We start from the raw sequence: 16,519 nt of genomic DNA, 5'->3' as shown, positions 1-16,519 counted from the left end.
GCACATGTTCGATCAGGGCCTGACCGTACTGCGGATCCGGGGGATTCCGGTCCGGTTGCACATCACCTTGCTGATTTTCCTGCCGTACGTCGCGTATGCGGCGGCGTCGCAGTTCTCGCTGGTCGCGCGGTCGCTCGGGATAACACGCGAGGCGATGCGCCTGCCGCCGCTCGCCTGGGGCGCGGTGCTCGCGGTCGGCCTGTTCGTCGCCATCCTGGCGCACGAGCTCGCCCACTGCGCGGTGGCGCTCCGGAACGGGATGCGGGTGCGCTCGATCACGCTGATGATGCTCGGGGGGGTCTCGCTCATCGAGCGCGAGCGCCCCGAGCACGAGGCGTGGATGGCGTTCGCCGGGCCGCTGATGAGCTTCGGTATCGGGGCCGTCAGCTACGTTGCCTATCGCGTGCTCCCGGCGCCGGCGGAGGTGCGCGTGGCGCTCCTGGCGTTCGCGATCACGAACGGGATCCTCGGCGCGTTCAACTTGCTCCCGGCGTTCCCGATGGATGGCGGCCGGGTGCTGCGCGGGCTGCTGCTCCGCCGCCTGGGCCCGGCGCGCGCGACGCGCGTCGCGACCACGACCGGCCGGGCGATGGCGGTGGTGTTCGGGATCCTGGGCCTGCTCTCGTGGAACCTGATCCTGGTCCTGATCGCGGCGTTCGTTTACATGGGCGCCTCCGCCGAGCAGGCGCGCACGAGCGCGCGCGATCTCCTCCGCGGCCTCCCGGTCGCGCGGTTCATGACCGACCGGCTCGGCGAGGCGTACGCGGACGAGGACCCTCGCGCGGTGGCCGAGCGGCTGCTGCGCCAGAACCTCGTCGGCGCGCGGGTGCTCGACGACCCCAGGGACGGCCAGGATCGCCGGGAGATCGGCGTCGTCACGTTCTGGGATCTCGCGCGCCGGCTGGAGCGCGGCGCGACGCCCGCGACGATCGGCGCGGTGATGCCGGTGGACGTGCTCCGCGCGCGGGTGGGCGACGACGCGACCCGATCGATCGAGGCGCTGGCGAGCGGGGAGGCGAGCGCGGTCGCCGTGCTCGACGAGGGAGAGCACGTGATCGGCCTGGTGACGCCCGCGGAGATCCAGCGCGCGCTCGCGCTGGCCGGGGCGCTCGGCGTGGCGCGCGGGCCGCTCGGGTGAGAGGCGAGGGGGCGGCGAGAGGGGAGCCGCTGAGGCGGGTCGCCGGGCGCGCCCGTCACCGGAGCGCTCGAATCGACGCGGCGTGCGCTGGCACTCGCGTTGCTGAGCCGGGCCCCGAGGAGCAATGACGTGAAACAGAGCAACAACGTGCCTTCACGCGCGCTCGCGCGGGGGCGAACACGGGTCCACGCCGGAGCCGCGATGAGGTCCGCGCTGAGGGCGGCGGCGCTCGGGGCGAGCGCCTGGCTGCTGATGGGATGTTTCGGCACCGCGGGGGCCGAGGGGTTCGTCGTCTCCGGCCACCCGGCGGTCCGCGCCGAGGTCGTCCCGGTGCAGATCACGGCCTATCCGCGCGTGTACTTCCGCGGGGCGTACGCGTACCTGGTCGACGGCGCCTGGTACTACCCGACGAACCGCGGCTGGGTCGTCTTCCAGGAGGAGCCGGACCAGCTCCGGCGCTACCGGCAGACGTACCGGTCCTCGCCGCGTTACGTGCCGGAGCGCGAGCTCAGTTATCCGCGCGAGCGGGGGAACCGTTACTACACGCCGCGATGACGGGGGCGGCGAGGCAGACGCGAAAGGGGGGGTCCAGGATGAATCAGGAGAACAGGGTGTTTCCGATCTGCAGCATGGCGCTGTCGAGCCTGCTCGCCGCGGGCTGTATCCTCGACGTGAGAGACGATCGCCCCCGCCCCGCGCCGGACCGGCTCGGGAGCCTCACGGTGGACTGGACCGTGGGCCGCCGGAGCGACGCGCGGGCCTGTGTTCGTGAGGGCGCCGGCGACACCGAGGTCGAGATCATCGTCTACCGGGGCGACCGCGAGGTGGCGAGAGAGTTCGCGCGCTGCGAGGACTTCAGCCTGACGGTGGATTTGCCGCCGGACGAGTACAAGGCGTATGTGACGCTGGTGGAGCGGGGGAGCGATCGCCCGGTGACGACGACGCTGCCGCTGGAGGAGATCGACATCGTGAGGGGCGCGGCGCTCAACGTGGATGTCGACTTTCCGGCGACGTCGTTCCTCCGACGTTGAGCCTCCGACGTTGCGCGAGCAGCGCGGCTGGGGCGGCGCGCGGCGTGGCTTCCGCGGCGCCGGTCAGGTACCGTGGCGCCATGATCCGCGGTGTGGTGGAGCCGGCCCGGCTCGGGCAGGTGGTGCTTCCGGACGGTCGGCGGTTGGGTTGGGCGGAGTGGGGGCCGGAGGATGGCGTCCCCGTGCTGCTGTGCCCCGGGGGCGCGACGAGCCGGTCGATGGGGTTCGGGGGCGACGTGGTCGGCCGGCTCGGCGTGAGGCTGATCTCCGTGGATCGCCCGGGGCTCGGGGCGTCGGACCCGGCCCCTGGGCGCACCCTCGACGCCTTTGCGCGGGACATCGGGCAGCTCGTCGAGGCGCGGCGGCTGTCCGGCGCGGCGGCGGTCGGGTTCTCGGCGGGCGCGCCGTTCGCCCTGGCGTGTGCGGCGGCCGGCGTGGTGCGCGGCGTGGCCGTGGTCGCGGGGACCGACGAGCTGGCGAGCCCGGCGCTCGCGGCGCTGCTGGCGCCGGACGTGCGGCGGCTCGTGGAGATGGCGGCGTCCGACCCGGGGCGCGCGGAGGAGTTCTTCGCCGGGTTCAGCGCCGAGGCCATGTGGAACTTCGTGATTCCCACGCTCGCGGACGTGGACCGCGCCGTGTACACCGACCCGGTGTTCGAGCGCGTCTACCGGCGCGCCATGGATGAGGCGTTCTCCCAGGGCCCGGCCGGCTACGCGCGCGACACGGTGCTGACGATGAGCCCCTGGCCGTTCGACCCGGCGAACCTGCGCGCGCCGGTCGACCTGTGGTACGGCGCGCGGGACACGAGCACGGTCCACTCGCCGGACTTCGGTGCTTCCTTGGCCGCGCGCCTGCCTGCGGCGCGGCGGCGGCTCCTCCCGGAGGCGGGAGGGGCGCTCTTGTGGACACACGCCGAGGAGATCCTGCGCTCGCTGCTGGAGCGCACGCAGGAGAAACAGGGCCTATCGCCCGTGTAGCCGGAGCGGCGCGGGCGAGGGCGAGCCAGACGCCGCTCGCGCCGAAGTACAGGCCCTTGAACCCGTCGGCCGGCGCCGGCTCCTCGAGGTCGTCGACGTCGCGCGGGTGCACCGGCCAGTCCTGCCTGGCCCGGACCGCCAGCGCCTCCGCGGCCCACCGCCGCAGCCAGGCTCGCGCCCGCCCGGGGTCCCAGGCCTCGGGCGGCGGCGCGACGTGTCGTTCCGGGATGTAGAGCGTCATCGTCCTACGCAGCTCCTGTGTCTCTCTGGCATATCGCCCTGGCGACGTCGCGGGAGAGCACGGCCACCAGGCGATCCAGCCCGGGCAGCTCGGGCCTGTTCTCGATCACGTGCTCGTTGTGCAGCGAGGCCAGGCCGTGCCACGCGGACCACGCCATGACCGCCAGCTCCAGCCGGCGCTGCGACAACGCCTCGGGCCGCGCCGCCCCGATGAGCGCCGCGAGCGCCGCGAGCAGCTCCCCCGCGACGTCGTGCAGCGAGCGAAAGCGCTCCCGATCGCCGATCTCGGTGAGAAACATGACGCGGTAATGCGCCGCCTGCGCGGTGGCGAACCGCATGTGCGCCGCGCCCCACGCGGCGACGCGCGCCTCGGGCGACAGATCGCCCGCCGCCGCCGCGGTCACGACGTCGAGCAGCTTGCGAAACCCCTCCTCGGCCACGGCCGCGAGCAGCTCGGCCTTGTCCTGGAAGTGGTGGTATGGCGCGCCGTAGGTGACGCCGGCCCGGCGCGCCGCCTCGCGCAGCGAGACGCCGGCCACGTCCCCCTCCGCAATCAAGCCGAGCGTGGCGTCGAGGAGCGCGCGGCGCAGATCGCCGTGGTGGTACGGGCGCTTCGCGCGCTGCTTCGGGGTGAGGACCATGACCCGCATTCTACGCGCAGCTCGAGCTCGACCATTCAGATCGCGCCTGGCGCATGTAGTCGACGGTCTTCGGATCGAAGTCGAAGGCGACGACGGGGAGATCCGGTTTGCCCGCGGCTTCTGCGGCCATCGCGCACCGGTACGAGATATTGAACAGGCCGAGCAATCCCACGACCGGCGGGGTCGCCGTCTCGATCTGGGTCTTCAACCGGCTGGTCCGGGCGCTGCTGGATCAGCCGGGGAGGGCGGCGGTCAGGTCCAGCTCGACCAGCTGACCGGTGAAGCCGAGCGAGGCGACCCCGAGCAGGGTGCTGGCGGTGGCGAAGGCCGGGCCCAGCGCCGAGTCGTTCAGTCGCTGCCACACCGCGCCCAGCACCTGGTTGTCGTCGCTGACCACGTAGATCACCGAGCGCACCACGTCGGCGGGCTGCGCCCCGGCCGCGCTCAGGACGGCCAGGGCGTTCGCCGCCACCTGGTCGGCCTGCGCGAGGTGGTCCCCCGGGCCGACCAGGTTGCCGTCGGGGTCGAGGGGGCACTGGCCGGCGAGGAAGGCCAGCCTGCCGGCCTCGACGATCGTGACGTGGTGATAGCCGGGAGTCTGGTGGACGTCGGGCGGATTGATCTTGTCGATGCGCATGGGGAATAGGGATACCAGTTCGGCCTGTCAGAAGGCTTGGCAGGGATCACGGTGAAAGAAGAGAGATTTCAACGCAAAGGCGCAAAAATACAAAGAAAATTCTGGTTTGCGCCTTTGCGCCTTTGCGCCTTTGCGCCTTTGCGCCTTTGCGTTGAAATCTCTCGGACTCCCTGGCCGACCCTGAGAGGCGCGGAACTAGCCCAGCGCGGGTCGGGTCTCGGGTCGCGAGGCCGCGTCGCGGTCGCGCGCGCGGAGTCCATCGATGAACATCGACACGAGGCGAGGGATGCGGCGGGTCGCGTCGGCGCTCTGCGTCGCGGCGAGGGAGATCGCGGTCACCATGCACACGACGTCGTCGAACTCGACGTCGCGGCGGACCTCGCCGGTGAGCTGCGCGCGCGCGACGAGCCGCCGCCCCTCCTCCGTCGCCGCCTGACAGCCCGGCGAACAGCTCTGGAGGACGACGCCGAACGACGCGGCGAGGCCCTCGTACCGGCTCACGTGGCGCACGAGCTCCTCGATGAAGGCGCCGAGCGCCTCGGCCGGCGCCGCGGAGGCCGCGAGCGAGCTGCTCTTGTTCGTGAGCGCGAGCAGGCCGTCGTCACACGCGGCGGCGAGGAGCGCCTCGCGCGTCGGGAAGTGGCGGTATAACGTGCCGATGCCGACCTTCGCGCGCCGCGCGACGTCCTCCAGCGACGCGGCCGCGCCCCGCTCGGAGAACACGGCGTCCGCCGCCGCGAGCAGCTTGTCGCGGTTCCGCTGCGCGTCGGCGCGGAGCTCGCGCCGGGGCGCGTCGTCACGAGGATCCTTCGGGGTCTTGGCCATTCCCTGCACACCGGAGGATACCTCGGGATGTACGCGGAGGAAACCTCGCTTCCGAGCGCGGCGGCCGCGCCGCGCTCGCAAAGGGGCGCCGCGGGCGTCACCGGACGTCGCCGCGCGCGGTCGTCGCCCGGGCGCTGGCCGAGGACACGAACGCGCGGATCTCCGGGATCATCACGTCCGCCGCGTCCTCGAAGAAGAAGTGATCCGCGTCGGGGAGCTCGATCGTCCGGTGGTGCGGGAACGCCTCCTCGAAGCGCGCGAGATCGTCGCGGGGAAAGCCGACGTCCTTGAGCGCCCAGAAGAGGAGCGCCTCCTTGTCCGCGAGCCGAGGCAGGCCCGCCTCGACCTCGGCGAAGTACGCGGTCGCGGCGGTGATCTGCCCCGGATAGAAGGCCGCGATGCCGCGGCGGTCGAGCGGGCGGAAGGGATGAAGATAGACGTCGGCGACCTCGGCGGGCAGCTCCCGGACGATTCCGTTCTTGATCCCCAGCGAGGCGAACGCGTTGAAGTTCACCTGCGCGAACTCGCCGAGGGGGCCGCCCACGAGGATCGAGAACTTGCCGCGGGGCGTGCTCGTGCTCGTCGGCCACGCCCACGTGCTCCCGAGGACGACGCGGCGCACGAGCTCGGGACGGCGGCCGGCGAGCCCGAGGCCGATGGGGCCGCCCCAGTCCTGCATGACCAGGGTCACGTCGCGGAGGCCGAGCCGGTCGACGAACTCCTCGACGACGAGGCTCTGCTCGCGCGGGGTGAAGCCGAACCCGGCCGGCGCGTCGGACAGGCCGAAGCCCGGGTAGTCGAGCGCGACGCACCGGTGCGAGCCCCGGAGCCCGCGGACGAGATCGCGCCACTGGAACGACCACGCCGGGTTGCCGTGCAGGAAGAGGAGGGTCTCGCCCTCGCCCTCGTCCACGTAATGGATGCGCGCGCCGCCCGGGAGCTCGACGAACCTGTGATCGGCGTCGAACATGGCGCGCGGGATCTCGAAGGCGAGGCCCTGGGCGCCCCGCGGCGCGGCGCGTTCGCTGGAGAGCGCGCCGAAGAGGCCGACGAGCTCGAGCGCGCCCAGGAGCACGATCGCGGCCGTGCCCGCGCGGAAAGGCCGCGGGCGTCCCGCGCGTCGCGGCCGCGGGCGCTCGAGGAGGCGAGGGACGAGCAAGGCCAGCGCGGCAGCGACGCCGAGCACGGCCGGGAGCGCGGCGGCGGCGAGGCCGCGAGGGCCCGCCGCGGCCATCGCCAGGAGGACGCCCGCCGCGAGCCCGGCGAGCACGGCCGCCAGCATCGGGCGCGGCCGCGCGAAGCGCTCGGCGAGGGCGCGGTAGAGGAACGCGGCGGCGACCGCGACGAGCCCACACGCGGGGGCGACGACCGCGTACCGGAGCGCGGGAAAGAAGGCGATGCCGCGCGCGTGCGGCGCCGCGAGGACGGCCGCCGTGGCCAGCAAAACGACGATGGCGGACGCGGTGAGCCCGGACCGCAGCACGCGGAGGGCGTTCACGCCGGTCCGTCGCGTGGTCCTCGTCTCGGGTGGAGTCGCTCGATCTTCGGTCATGGCTTTCTCCTTCAGCGCCGCTGCGCTGATGAGCCCACCATGCGCGCCACCTCATCATGCGTCCAATACATGGTATTCATCTGCATCATGCAGGATGGACATGACATGCAGGAGCTGGCCGCCCTGGACCTCAACCTGCTGGTGGTGCTCGACGCCCTGCTCGCGGAGCGCCACGTCACGCGCGCGGCGGCGCGTGTCGGCATGACCCAGCCGGCGTGCAGCCACGCGCTGGGCCGGCTGCGGCGCGCGCTCGGCGATCCGCTGCTGGTCCGCGGGACGCGCGGCGCGATGCTGCTCACGCCGCGCGCCGAGGCGCTGGCGCCGGGCCTGCGCGCCGCGCTGCAAGGCCTGGCCACCGCGCTGCGCGGCGAGGCGCGCTTCGATCCTGCCACCGCGCGGCGCCGCTTCCGGATCGCGGCCGGCGACTACGCCGAGCTGGTGCTGCTGCCGCCGCTCCTGTCGATCCTGGCCCGCGAGGCGCCTGGCATCGACGTCTGGATGGTGCCGCTCTCGCTGACGCGGGAGGGGGTGGTGGCGCAGCTCGCGTCGGGCGCCGCCGACGTCGCGATCGGCCCCCCTCGCGGCAGCTGGCCCGACGGCCTCCACATCCGCGCGCTCTTCGAGGAGCGCTTCCGCTGCGTCCTGCGGCGCGGCCACCCGGCGGCGCGCGGCCGCCTCACCCTGGACCGCTACTGCGCGCTCTCGCACCTCCTGGTGACGCCGCGGGGCACGCCGGGCAGCTTCGTCGACGACGCGCTCGCGGCGCTCGGGCGCAGCCGGCGCGTCGCGGCGGCGGTCCCGCACTTCCTGGTGGCCCCACACGTCATCGCGTCCACCGACCTCGTGGCCACCCTCGGCGCGCGCATCGTCGACGCCACGGCGGCGCCGCTCGGGCTCTCGGTGCTGCCGCCGCCCCTCGAGCTCGCCAGCTTCTCGTTCGCGCTGATCTGGCACCGGCGCACGCAGAACGATCCCGCACAACGGTGGCTGCGAGACCAAATCGTGAAGGCAGCTTCCTGACGGGTACCCCGAGCGCCCATTTGATGTAGGGTCCGCCGTTATGCGCACCCGTCACCGAATCGTGCTGGCCTTCACCTCGGCCGCCTTGTTGTCGCTTATTGCCTGCGGCGATGATACCGACGCTGATCCTCTGGCCTCAGGCGGCGGCGGCGCTGGAGCCGCGGGCGGCGGCGGCGCTGGAGCCGCGGGCGGCGGCGGCGCTGGAGCCGCGGGCGGCGGCGGCGCTGGAGCCGCGGGCGGCGGCGGCGCGGGCGGCGCAGACCCCCAGGCCACGGGCGGCGGCGGCGCGGGAGCCGAAGGCGGCGGCGGCGCGGGCGGCGCGGACCCCCAGAGCGCGGACGACATCCTCGAGCAGCTCCAGACCGTCGAGGGCGTCACGGTCGAGGAGCAGGACTCGGAGATTCCGGGCTATCGCTACTTCGTCCTGGAGATCGACCAGCCTGCGGATCACGGCGATCCGGACGGGGCGCGGTTCCGTCAGCGCCTGGTGCTCCACCACCGGGACGCCGCCGCGCCCACGGTGCTCGTGACCGAGGGATACATGATCTGGCCGGAGTACCAGTGGCTCGACGAGCCCGCCGCGCTTCTCGACGGCAACCAGATCCGCGTCGAGCACCGCTTCTTCACCCCTTCGCGCCCGGAGCCTGCGGACTGGTCGAAGCTCACCATCGAGCAGGCCGCCGCGGATCTTCACCGCGTCGTCGCGTCGCTGCGGCCCTTCTACGAGGGCAAATGGATCTCCACCGGCGCGAGCAAGAGCGGGATGGCCTCGGTGTACCATCGCCGCTTCTATCCCGCCGACGTGGACGGCACCGTGGCTTACGTGGCGCCGCACAGCATGGGCAACCCCGACGCGCGTTACCTCGAGTTCCTGGCCGAGCGCGGCGACCCGGCCTGCCAGGCCGCCCTCCGGGAGTTCCAGCGCGAGGTGCTGCTGCGGCGCCCGGCGATGCTTGCGCGCATGGAGGCCGAGGCCGCGGACGAGGGCTTCTCCTACGATGCGCTCGGCGTCGAGCGGGCCCTGGAGACCGCGGTGGTCGACGCCGTCTTCGCCTTCTGGCAGTACAAGGACGCGAGCCTCTGCGATGTTGTCCCGACCCCGGCGTCGGATGACAACGAGGTCTGGGCCTTCCTCGACGAGGTGAGCCAACCCGCGTTCTACGCCGATCCCTCCATCCCCGAGTTCGAGCCGTACTACTGGCAAGCCGCGGTGCAGCTCGGTTATCCGGCCATCGCGAGGGATCACATCGCCGATCTCCTCGTGTACCCTGACGCCGACACGGCCGCGTCGTTCATCGTCCCCGGGCCTGGCAAGACGCCGGTGTTCGATCCCGAGGCGATGCCGGACATCTCCGGCTGGCTCGCGGCCGAGGGCGAACGGATGATGTTCCTTTACGGCGAGAACGACCCGTACACGGCGGCCGCCTTCGACATCGGGGCCGCCCGCGACGCGCACCGCTTCGTGGTGCCGAATGGCAACCACGGCTCCCTCCTCGCCGATCTCCCGCCGCCCGATCGCGACGTCGCCTTCGCCTCGCTCGCGGCCTGGGCGGGCGTCCCGTCGATTCAGCTCGATCGCGGGCGCGCCCCCCGCACGCTGCGCCGCGACCGTCGCTGGCTCACGCGCTGAGCGGCGGGCACCCGCTTCGGATACGGGCCCATCTCGACGTTTTCGGTGCTCAGCGCACAGGAGTGCGCCTCCGCGCCGAAAACGCCGATCTGGGCCCGTCTCCTGTGCGGGTGACCGCCGCTCTGGGACGCATGTAGCAGGGGCGGAGGAAGACCGGTCTAGATACCTCCTCCCCAGCTTCGCCCCCGATCGCCCGACCACCTTGGGGACTCGCCGGGGGCCGGGCAGCCAGGCTAACCCGGGCGCGGCGCGCTCCCCCCGCGCAGGCTCAGAGCCAACCGAGCAGGAGCTTCGCCCCGCTCGCGAGGACTCCGGATACAGGGAGCGTGATCAGCCAAGACAGCACGATCTCCCCGACCTTCCCCCACCGCACCTCGCGCGCGTTGTTCTTCAGACCCGCCCCGATGATGGCCCCGGTGGACACGTGGGTCGTCGACACGGGAAGACCGTGCCACGACGCGAGGCTGACGAGCGTCGACGTGACCGCGCTCGCCGCGAGCGACTCGGCCAGAGGGAGCGGGGTGACCTTCCGGGCGAGCGTCTCCAGGACCGACGCGCCCGCCACGAGCCCGCCCGCGGCCATCGCCGCCGTGACGAGCAGAAAGACGAGCGGCCGCCCGCTCTCCGGCGCGACCGCCGCCGCCGCCACCGTGCCCAGCGCGGCGATCTTCGGGGCGTCGTTCCAGCCGCGGGCGAAGCCCACCATGCCGCTGCTGAACCAGTGGATCGCGCTGGCGACCATGGAGCCGGTCGCCGCGGCGATGGCGGGCTGCGCCTCGCACGCGCCGCCGTACCCGGTGACGATCGTCGCCCCGGCCGGCGCGGCCGCGCTCATGGTCAGCGCGCCCGCCGCGCCCCCGAGCTGCGCGGGCTGCTGCGCAGGGACCACGCAGACGCAGGCGCTGGAGTAGCGCCGGACGAGGCGGGTGACCGGCCAGGCGAGCAGGAAGACGACCGCCAGCGAGAGGACCGGGCTGAGCGCCAGGGGCTTGGCGAACTTGTCGACGAGGAAACCCCACCGGATCCCCGCGCCCGAGAACGCGACCAGCCCCGCGCCGAGGAGCGCGCCCGTGATCGCGTGTGTCGTCGAGACCGGCAATCCGGACTTCGTGGCGATGAGGACCCAGCCGAGCGCCCCGAAGAGGACCGCGACGAAGAACCCGTGGTCGAGCGCAATGCCCGCCTCGAACAGGCTGCGGCTGAACTTGTCCACGAGCGCCCCGGAGATCCAGTAGGACACCACGGCGCCGCACGCCGTGGTCACGGCGGCCCAGATCAGCGCCTGCCTCGGCCTCGCCGCGCCGAAGCCCACGAGCGTGGCGACCCCCTTGCAATTGTCGTTCGCCCCGTTCGCGAACGCGAGCACACACACGAACACCAACAGGACGAAGACCATCGTGACTCTCCCACCGTGACGAGCTGCCAGCGCCGCAAAGACGTTTGCCTCTCCGGGCGCAGCGCGGGATCGCTGTCCGTACCGTACGTGTCCCCGAGCGACGTGTACAAGTTGCTCGGCGGGCCGCTCATCCATGGAGGCACCCGGAACGACGCCCGGATCACGCCGTGGCCACGCATCGGCGACGAGCCCTCCCCGCGCGAGCCTGGCCCGTACGGGACAGATCGCGCCCCGTGATCGGGCGCCGGTGCGCCCTGCGGCCGTGACATAGCCTACGGAGGCTGGACACGAGCCGACCCAGGACAGGTCACGCCGGACGAGCCTGGGTCCGCCCGGCGCCGCGCGGGCGCCACGAGGAACATGATGGGCGTGCTCGTGACGCACGGGCGCAATCTCGGTCGGACGACCCAGGGTGCCTTTGTGGAAGTTCTAGGAATGTGCTGTTTCGAGGCAGAAGCCATGAACGCCCGGGCCGTGGTGGGCCGTCCGCGCGTTTCTCGGTTGTTCGAAGGATTCTTTGCTTCTCCGGGACTTGCTCGTTGAGAAATTACGAGGTACCGTCACACGACTCCGATTCGAGGAGATCCTGTTCAACCCGACAGGAGATCCGCGTTGAATCGGGGCGTATCGCGGAGAGAGCCCGGCTGCGCCGAGCTCCCTCCGGAGGGCGCAGCGCGCCGCAGCGTCGACGGCGAGAGGGCGAGAGGGCGAGGCCTGATCGCGTTCGCGTGAGCTCCTCGCTGGGGATCGGCGGCGCGCGTCCGTCCTTCAGATAGCGCAGGCCTGCGCGGAGCGAGCGCGTCTGCCGCTCTCGGCAGGGTCGTCGCCGCGCGCTCCTCTCGGGCGCGCACGTCCCACAAGGAATGAAGCACAAGGAGTTCATCTCATGAAGAAGCTCACCATCCTGGCGTCGCTCGCCGTGCTCTCGATGTCGGGCAGCGCCATGGCGATAGCGCCTACGGCGGGGCGCCAGATCCTCATCGAAGGGGTGCCGTCCGGCACAGGGCAGTTCCTCTTCTCGGGCATTGACGGCTCCGATCCCGTGCTGGCCCCGAACGGGACATGCGTGTACAACCTGATCTGGACGGCCCCCCCTCCCTCGACGGCCACCCGCGTCTGCGTGGTTCTGGAGGCCGTGACCATGACCTTCCCGAATTGCATGGTCAACATGACGACGGACATCACCAGCGTCATGTACGCCGGCGATGGCTTCACCCCCATCTGTAGCGGCTTCCGGGGCCCATTCCCGCCGTTCCCCGCCACCGCCTTCTCCAACGCCATCATGGTCCTCGGCGAGTCGCAGGGGACGCCGTCCGTGAACGGCATCATTCAGATTCCAGTCTTCCCGTTCTTCGGCGCCCAGTCCATCACGTTTGCTTGACTCGGCGCCCAGTAAACACGTTTGCTTGACTCGGCGCCCAGTCCATCACGTTTGCTTGACGCCGCGCGCGCCGCGCCGGCGTCGGATGAGGGGGCTTCCGGGGCCGGGCGGAGCCGGGTCCCGGAGGCCTCCTCGATGCGCCGGTGATCGCTGCCCGTGTCCGCGGTTGCCTCGCGCCCGGGGGCGAGCGGGAGCCGCTGTGGAGCGCCCCGCTCCTCGCCGTTGTGACATCGCTGCGAGCGCCGCAGCTCCCCACACATGACCCGATGGAGACATTCTCATGCAACCCCCTGCTTTGCCTCACGACGCTCCCCGACGATGGCCGCTCTGGTGCATGCTCGCGGCGCTCGCCGTCGTCGCCGTCCTGTTCTTCCGGCCGAAGCACGAAGCGCCCCACGCCGCGCGACGCGAGCCGGCGGCCGCGGCGAAGCGCTCGGCCTACGTCAACCGCGCGCAGTGGAGGCTCCCCGCCGCGCGCCCTGCCGAGCAGGTCCCCGAGCTCTCGTCGCTCTCCGGGACGGTGTACGACCTGACCGGCGCCCCGCTCGCCGGGGCCGCCGTCGCCGCGACCACGTACGAGGTCGCCGGCAACTTCCCGACCACGGCGGCCTCGGTCCAGAGCGACGAACACGGGCGCTTCGAGCTCCGCGTCCCGAACGGCACGTACAACGTCATCGGCAACAAGGAGGGATACGGCCCGTCGCTCGCCATCGCGCATAGCGGCGACGAAGTCTCCCTCATGCTCCCGAGGAGCGGGATCGTCGAGGGGCATGTCTACAACGAGCGCAAGGAGCCGATCGCGCGGTTCACGGTCGACGTCATCACGATGGCCCCCGACAGCACGGCGGCGCCTGCGCCCCTCCTGTCGAAGCGCTTCGAGGGGCCGGACGGCGCCTTCCGCCTCGACCAGATGCCTGGCTGGCCGGTGATCCTCAGGGTCACGGCGCAAGGCCACGCGCCCGCGTTCTCCTCGCTCGTCCACGCCAAGGCCGGCGAGACGCACGACGTCGATCTGACGCTCTCGGGCGGGTGCACGCTGACGGGGACGGTTCGCGACGAGAAAGGCGCGCCGCTCGCGGGGGCGTTCCTCGACGCGGAGACGCGCGACGCCGCGGGCGCCGCGAGCCAGGGGTCGATGGACGCCGCGAGCCAGGCGCAGAGCGACCTCGATGGCCGCTTCCGGCTGGAGCACGTCCCTCCCGGCGAGATCCTGGTGCGCGGCTACGCCGCCGGCTACGCCGCGACGACAACGGGCGTCCACGTCTCCGTGTGCGACGAGCTGGCGCCGATCGAGCTCGCGATGTCCACGGGCGGCAGCATCGTCGGCGTGGTCCGCGGGAGCGACGGCAAGCCGCTCGCCGGCGCGAGGCTCGTGGCCTCTCACCGGAGCATCGGCTTCGTGAACACCGTCACCGACGCCCAGGGGCATTATCGCTTCGAGCAGCTCCCGCCGGTCGTGGCGCGCCTGGAGCTGCTCGACACGGCGCAGCACACCGTGGTGCACGTGGGCGTGAAGGAAGGGCAAGCCGTCGAGCGGAACCTCGCGCTCTTCCCGAAGGGGTCGGGCGAGATCCGCGGGCGCATCACGTCCGGCGGGAAGCCGCTGCAGGGGATCCAGGTCCAGGTGGCCTGCAACCAGGGCGAGGGCGGGCTCGACATCCGTTCTCCGACGACGGACAGCGACGGGACCTACCGGGCCACGGCTCTGCCGGACGGCGCCTACATGGTCATGGTCACCTCGGCCGGTCGCGCCATGGCGGCCCACGTGCGCGGCGGCGGCGTCGCGGAAGCGGATCTCGACGTGGCCGAGTTGCCCAGGCCCGCCGACGCCGCGGTGGTCCCGGCGCACGTCACCAGGAACTGAACGGCCCGCCCAGCGCGCCTCGATCCCCATCCCCGCGCGACGACCCGCCTCGAAGGCGGCGAGCCACGGCTCCCGCCAGCCTCTGAATAGACCACGCGCCCACAGATTTTGTCCGGGTAATATTGACGGCTGGATATTACCCGGGTAAATACCTCGGCCATCGCGCCGGAGGAGGGCGTGCGGCATGGCTGGGATTCATCAACCCCATTTCACCGCCTTTGCGGGCGCCCGCCGGGTCGCGGCGGGCGAGCTTTCGTGCGTGTTGCGGACGGCGAGGGCGCTGCTCGACGAGGGCGGTCACGCCCCCGTCCTGATCTTCGACGACAGGACAGGCGAGCAGGTCGACGTGAGCTTTCGCGGCACGGCCGACGACGTGCTGAAGCGACTCGCAAAGAACGCGGGCAAGGAACGGCTCCAGGACGACCCCGGCCCTGCGCCCGCCGACGCGCCGCGCGGCCCGGGCCGGCCGAGGCTGGGTGTCGTGGCGCGCGAGGTCACGCTGCTGCCGCGGCACTGGGACTGGCTGAACGCCCAGCCCGGCGGCGCGTCCGCCGCGCTCCGCCGGCTCGTGGACGACGCGCGGCGCGTCAGCGCCGGCAGGGACCGCGTGCGGCGCGCGCAGGAGGCGGCGTACCGGTTCATGTCCGTCGTGGCCGGCAACCAGGCCGGCTTCGAGGAGGCGGCCCGGGCCCTGTTCGCGGGGAAGCAGGCCGACTTCGACGCGTCCATGAGGTGCTGGCCCGCCGACGTCCGCGATTACGCGAGGCAGCTGGCCGCCGCCGCGTTCCAGGGCGAAGGCCCGCCGGAAGGTGCGCCATGACCCCGCGCCCGACGCCGTGGAAGGCGTTCCTCGTCTTCCTCGGGCCGCTGATGCTGAGCAACATCCTCCAGTCCCTCTCCGGCACCATCAACAACGTCTATCTCGGGCAGATGATCGGGGTCCGGGCGCTCGCGGCGGTGTCCGCCTTCTTCCCGGTCCTGTTCTTCTTCATCTCGTTCATCCTGGGGCTCGGCACCGGCGCCTCGGTGCTGATCGGGCAGGCTTACGGCGCCAGGGATCTCGGGAACGTCAAGGCGATCGCCGGCACGGCGCTGTCGGTGGCGCTCGTCGGGGGCCTCGCGGTGTCGCTCTTCGGCGGCGCCTTCACCCAGACCCTGCTCGCGCTGCTCGGCACGCCCGCCGACATCCTCCTCGACGCGGCGGCGTACGCGCGCGTGATGCTGCTCACCCTCCCCGGGTTGTTCGCGTTCCTGCTCGCGACGGCGATGATGCGCGGCGTGGGCGACACCGTGACGCCGCTCCTTTCGCTCGCCGTATCCACCGCGGTGGGGCTCCTCGTCACGCCGGCGCTCATCCGCGGCTGGGCCGGGCTCCCGGCCCTCGGCGTGACGAGCGGCGCCTGGGCGTCGCTGGGCTCCCTCTTCGTGAGCCTGGCCTGGCTCGCCGTTCACCTGCGCCGGCGCGGGCACCCGCTCGCGCCCGACGCCGCCCTCCTCCGCGCGTTGTGGGTCGACTGGAGGCTCCTCCGCGCCGTGCTGCGCATCGGGGTGCCGTCGGGCGTGCAGATCGTCGTGATCGCCCTGTCCGAGGTCGCCGTGTTGTCGCTCGTCAACGGCTTCGGCTCGGACGCGACGGCGGCGTATGGCGTCGTGACCCAGGTCCTGAGTTACGTCCAGTTCCCCGCGATGTCCATCGCCATCACCGCCTCCATCCTCGGGGCCCAGGCGATCGGCGCCGGCCACGCCGACCGGCTCGGTGAGATCACCCGCGCCGGCCTCGTGCTCAACCTCCTGATCACGAGCGGCCTGGTCGCGCTCACGCTCCTGTGCTCGCGGGCGATCATCGGCCTCTTCATCACGAGCCCGTCGGTCCTCGAGCTCGCCCAGCGCTTGCTCCACATCGTCCTCTGGAGCTCCATCCTCCTCGGCATGGCCGGCGTGCTCGCCGGCGTGATGCGGGCCAGCGGGACGGTGCTCGCCCCAACGGCCATCTCGATCTCCGGCATCCTGGCCGTCGAGTTGCCCGTCGCGTACCTCGTGAGCCGCCGGATCGGCATCGACGGCGTCTGGCTCGCCTACCCGGCCGCCTTCGGGGCGATCCTCGCCATGCAGGCGATCTACTACCGGCAGGTGTGGCAGAAGCGGGCGATCCGTCGGATGGTCTGAGGCGGGCCGAGCGGGAGGGGC

General features: G+C 72.3%; 16 protein-coding genes. 10 read left to right on the top strand and 6 right to left on the bottom strand.

Translation table 11 applies throughout. The annotated features are described in order from the left end of the window. The first annotated feature begins 4 nt into the window (after positions 1 to 4). From WMF43_RS44810 to WMF43_RS44795, 4 genes are all read left to right on the top strand, one after another. Positions 5 to 1,138 (top strand): site-2 protease family protein, encoded by a 1,134-nt coding sequence (locus WMF43_RS44810; RefSeq protein WP_437674565.1) that lies wholly within the window; start codon positions 5 to 7, stop codon positions 1,136 to 1,138. A 129-nt stretch (positions 1,139 to 1,267) separates the two neighbouring features. After that, entirely contained in the window at positions 1,268 to 1,693 is a 426-nt protein-coding gene (locus tag WMF43_RS44805; RefSeq protein ID WP_437674563.1) for a hypothetical protein, read from the top strand. 38 nt (positions 1,694 to 1,731) lie between these two features. Beyond that, positions 1,732 to 2,169, top strand: a complete 438-nt coding sequence (locus WMF43_RS44800; RefSeq protein ID WP_437674561.1) for a hypothetical protein — start codon at positions 1,732 to 1,734, stop codon at positions 2,167 to 2,169. Between the two features lie 80 nt (positions 2,170 to 2,249). Beyond that, positions 2,250 to 3,146, top strand: a complete 897-nt coding sequence (locus WMF43_RS44795; protein ID WP_437674559.1) for an alpha/beta fold hydrolase — start codon at positions 2,250 to 2,252, stop codon at positions 3,144 to 3,146. 245 nt (positions 3,147 to 3,391) lie between these two features. Here the strand turns inward: WMF43_RS44795 and WMF43_RS44790 are convergent, their stop codons facing one another. From WMF43_RS44790 to WMF43_RS44770, 5 genes are all read right to left on the bottom strand, one after another. Continuing rightward, positions 3,392 to 4,027 (bottom strand): TetR/AcrR family transcriptional regulator, encoded by a 636-nt coding sequence (locus WMF43_RS44790; protein ID WP_437674557.1) that lies wholly within the window; start codon positions 4,025 to 4,027, stop codon positions 3,392 to 3,394. A gap of 10 nt (positions 4,028 to 4,037) precedes the next feature. Then, on the bottom strand, positions 4,038 to 4,235 hold the full coding sequence (locus tag WMF43_RS44785; RefSeq protein ID WP_437674555.1) for a hypothetical protein: 198 nt from the start codon (positions 4,233 to 4,235) through the stop codon (positions 4,038 to 4,040). A gap of 24 nt (positions 4,236 to 4,259) precedes the next feature. Beyond that, the gene (locus WMF43_RS44780; protein WP_437674553.1) at positions 4,260 to 4,664 is read right to left on the bottom strand and encodes a RidA family protein; all 405 of its coding nucleotides are present in this window, start codon (positions 4,662 to 4,664) and stop codon (positions 4,260 to 4,262) included. A gap of 195 nt (positions 4,665 to 4,859) precedes the next feature. Next, entirely contained in the window at positions 4,860 to 5,489 is a 630-nt protein-coding gene (locus tag WMF43_RS44775) for a TetR/AcrR family transcriptional regulator (protein WP_437674551.1), read from the bottom strand. Between the two features lie 97 nt (positions 5,490 to 5,586). Beyond that, entirely contained in the window at positions 5,587 to 7,041 is a 1,455-nt protein-coding gene (locus tag WMF43_RS44770) for an alpha/beta fold hydrolase (RefSeq protein WP_437674549.1), read from the bottom strand. A 105-nt stretch (positions 7,042 to 7,146) separates the two neighbouring features. Here WMF43_RS44770 and WMF43_RS44765 point away from each other — a divergent pair, with 105 nt between their 5' ends. Beyond that, on the top strand, positions 7,147 to 8,061 hold the full coding sequence (locus WMF43_RS44765) for a LysR family transcriptional regulator (RefSeq protein ID WP_437674547.1): 915 nt from the start codon (positions 7,147 to 7,149) through the stop codon (positions 8,059 to 8,061). 40 nt (positions 8,062 to 8,101) lie between these two features. Next, the gene (locus WMF43_RS44760) at positions 8,102 to 9,691 is read left to right on the top strand and encodes a S28 family serine protease (protein WP_437674546.1); all 1,590 of its coding nucleotides are present in this window, start codon (positions 8,102 to 8,104) and stop codon (positions 9,689 to 9,691) included. A 268-nt stretch (positions 9,692 to 9,959) separates the two neighbouring features. Here WMF43_RS44760 and WMF43_RS44755 read toward each other — a convergent pair whose 3' ends face one another. Next, the gene (locus WMF43_RS44755; protein WP_437674544.1) at positions 9,960 to 11,087 is read right to left on the bottom strand and encodes an anion permease; all 1,128 of its coding nucleotides are present in this window, start codon (positions 11,085 to 11,087) and stop codon (positions 9,960 to 9,962) included. 886 nt (positions 11,088 to 11,973) lie between these two features. Here WMF43_RS44755 and WMF43_RS44750 point away from each other — a divergent pair. The 4 genes from WMF43_RS44750 to WMF43_RS44735 all read left to right on the top strand — a co-directional run bounded on the left by WMF43_RS44750 (position 11,974) and on the right by WMF43_RS44735 (position 16,498). Further along, positions 11,974 to 12,468: a hypothetical protein gene (locus WMF43_RS44750; protein ID WP_437674542.1), complete on the top strand. Its 495-nt coding sequence runs from the start codon at positions 11,974 to 11,976 to the stop codon at positions 12,466 to 12,468. Positions 12,469 to 12,748: 280 nt separating this feature from the next. Beyond that, positions 12,749 to 14,332: an MSCRAMM family protein gene (locus WMF43_RS44745; protein ID WP_437674540.1), complete on the top strand. Its 1,584-nt coding sequence runs from the start codon at positions 12,749 to 12,751 to the stop codon at positions 14,330 to 14,332. Between the two features lie 184 nt (positions 14,333 to 14,516). Continuing rightward, entirely contained in the window at positions 14,517 to 15,152 is a 636-nt protein-coding gene (locus WMF43_RS44740; RefSeq protein WP_437674538.1) for a DUF2239 family protein, read from the top strand. Next, a complete protein-coding gene (locus tag WMF43_RS44735; protein ID WP_437674537.1) occupies positions 15,149 to 16,498 on the top strand; it encodes an MATE family efflux transporter in 1,350 nt (449 codons plus the stop codon). Before WMF43_RS44740 ends, WMF43_RS44735 begins: the two co-directional genes overlap by 4 nt. Positions 16,499 to 16,519 lie beyond the last annotated feature (21 nt).

It is taken from the genome of Sorangium sp. So ce131 (assembly GCF_051519095.1).
GTDB lineage: Bacteria > Myxococcota_A > Polyangia > Polyangiales > Polyangiaceae > Sorangium.
The sequence above is the reverse complement of the archived record's forward strand: the minus strand, read 5'-3'. Positions and strand labels throughout refer to the sequence as shown.

Bases quoted from the DNA above. Each gene is read 5' to 3' on its own strand.
- WMF43_RS44780 (WP_437674553.1), bottom strand. From the start codon at position 4,664: ATGCGCATCGACAAGATCAATCCGCCCGACGTCCACCAGACTCCCGGC.
- WMF43_RS44775 (WP_437674551.1), bottom strand. From the start codon at position 5,489: ATGGCCAAGACCCCGAAGGATCCTCGTGACGACGCGCCCCGGCGCGAG.
- WMF43_RS44740 (WP_437674538.1), top strand. From the start codon at position 14,517: ATGGCTGGGATTCATCAACCCCATTTCACCGCCTTTGCGGGCGCCCGC.
- WMF43_RS44790 (WP_437674557.1), bottom strand. From the start codon at position 4,027: ATGGTCCTCACCCCGAAGCAGCGCGCGAAGCGCCCGTACCACCACGGC.
- WMF43_RS44735 (WP_437674537.1), top strand. From the start codon at position 15,149: ATGACCCCGCGCCCGACGCCGTGGAAGGCGTTCCTCGTCTTCCTCGGG.
- WMF43_RS44810 (WP_437674565.1), top strand. From the start codon at position 5: ATGTTCGATCAGGGCCTGACCGTACTGCGGATCCGGGGGATTCCGGTC.
- WMF43_RS44760 (WP_437674546.1), top strand. From the start codon at position 8,102: ATGCGCACCCGTCACCGAATCGTGCTGGCCTTCACCTCGGCCGCCTTG.
- WMF43_RS44800 (WP_437674561.1), top strand. From the start codon at position 1,732: ATGAATCAGGAGAACAGGGTGTTTCCGATCTGCAGCATGGCGCTGTCG.
- WMF43_RS44750 (WP_437674542.1), top strand. From the start codon at position 11,974: ATGAAGAAGCTCACCATCCTGGCGTCGCTCGCCGTGCTCTCGATGTCG.
- WMF43_RS44755 (WP_437674544.1), bottom strand. From the start codon at position 11,087: ATGGTCTTCGTCCTGTTGGTGTTCGTGTGTGTGCTCGCGTTCGCGAAC.
- WMF43_RS44745 (WP_437674540.1), top strand. From the start codon at position 12,749: ATGCAACCCCCTGCTTTGCCTCACGACGCTCCCCGACGATGGCCGCTC.
- WMF43_RS44765 (WP_437674547.1), top strand. From the start codon at position 7,147: ATGCAGGAGCTGGCCGCCCTGGACCTCAACCTGCTGGTGGTGCTCGAC.
- WMF43_RS44795 (WP_437674559.1), top strand. From the start codon at position 2,250: ATGATCCGCGGTGTGGTGGAGCCGGCCCGGCTCGGGCAGGTGGTGCTT.
- WMF43_RS44770 (WP_437674549.1), bottom strand. From the start codon at position 7,041: ATGACCGAAGATCGAGCGACTCCACCCGAGACGAGGACCACGCGACGG.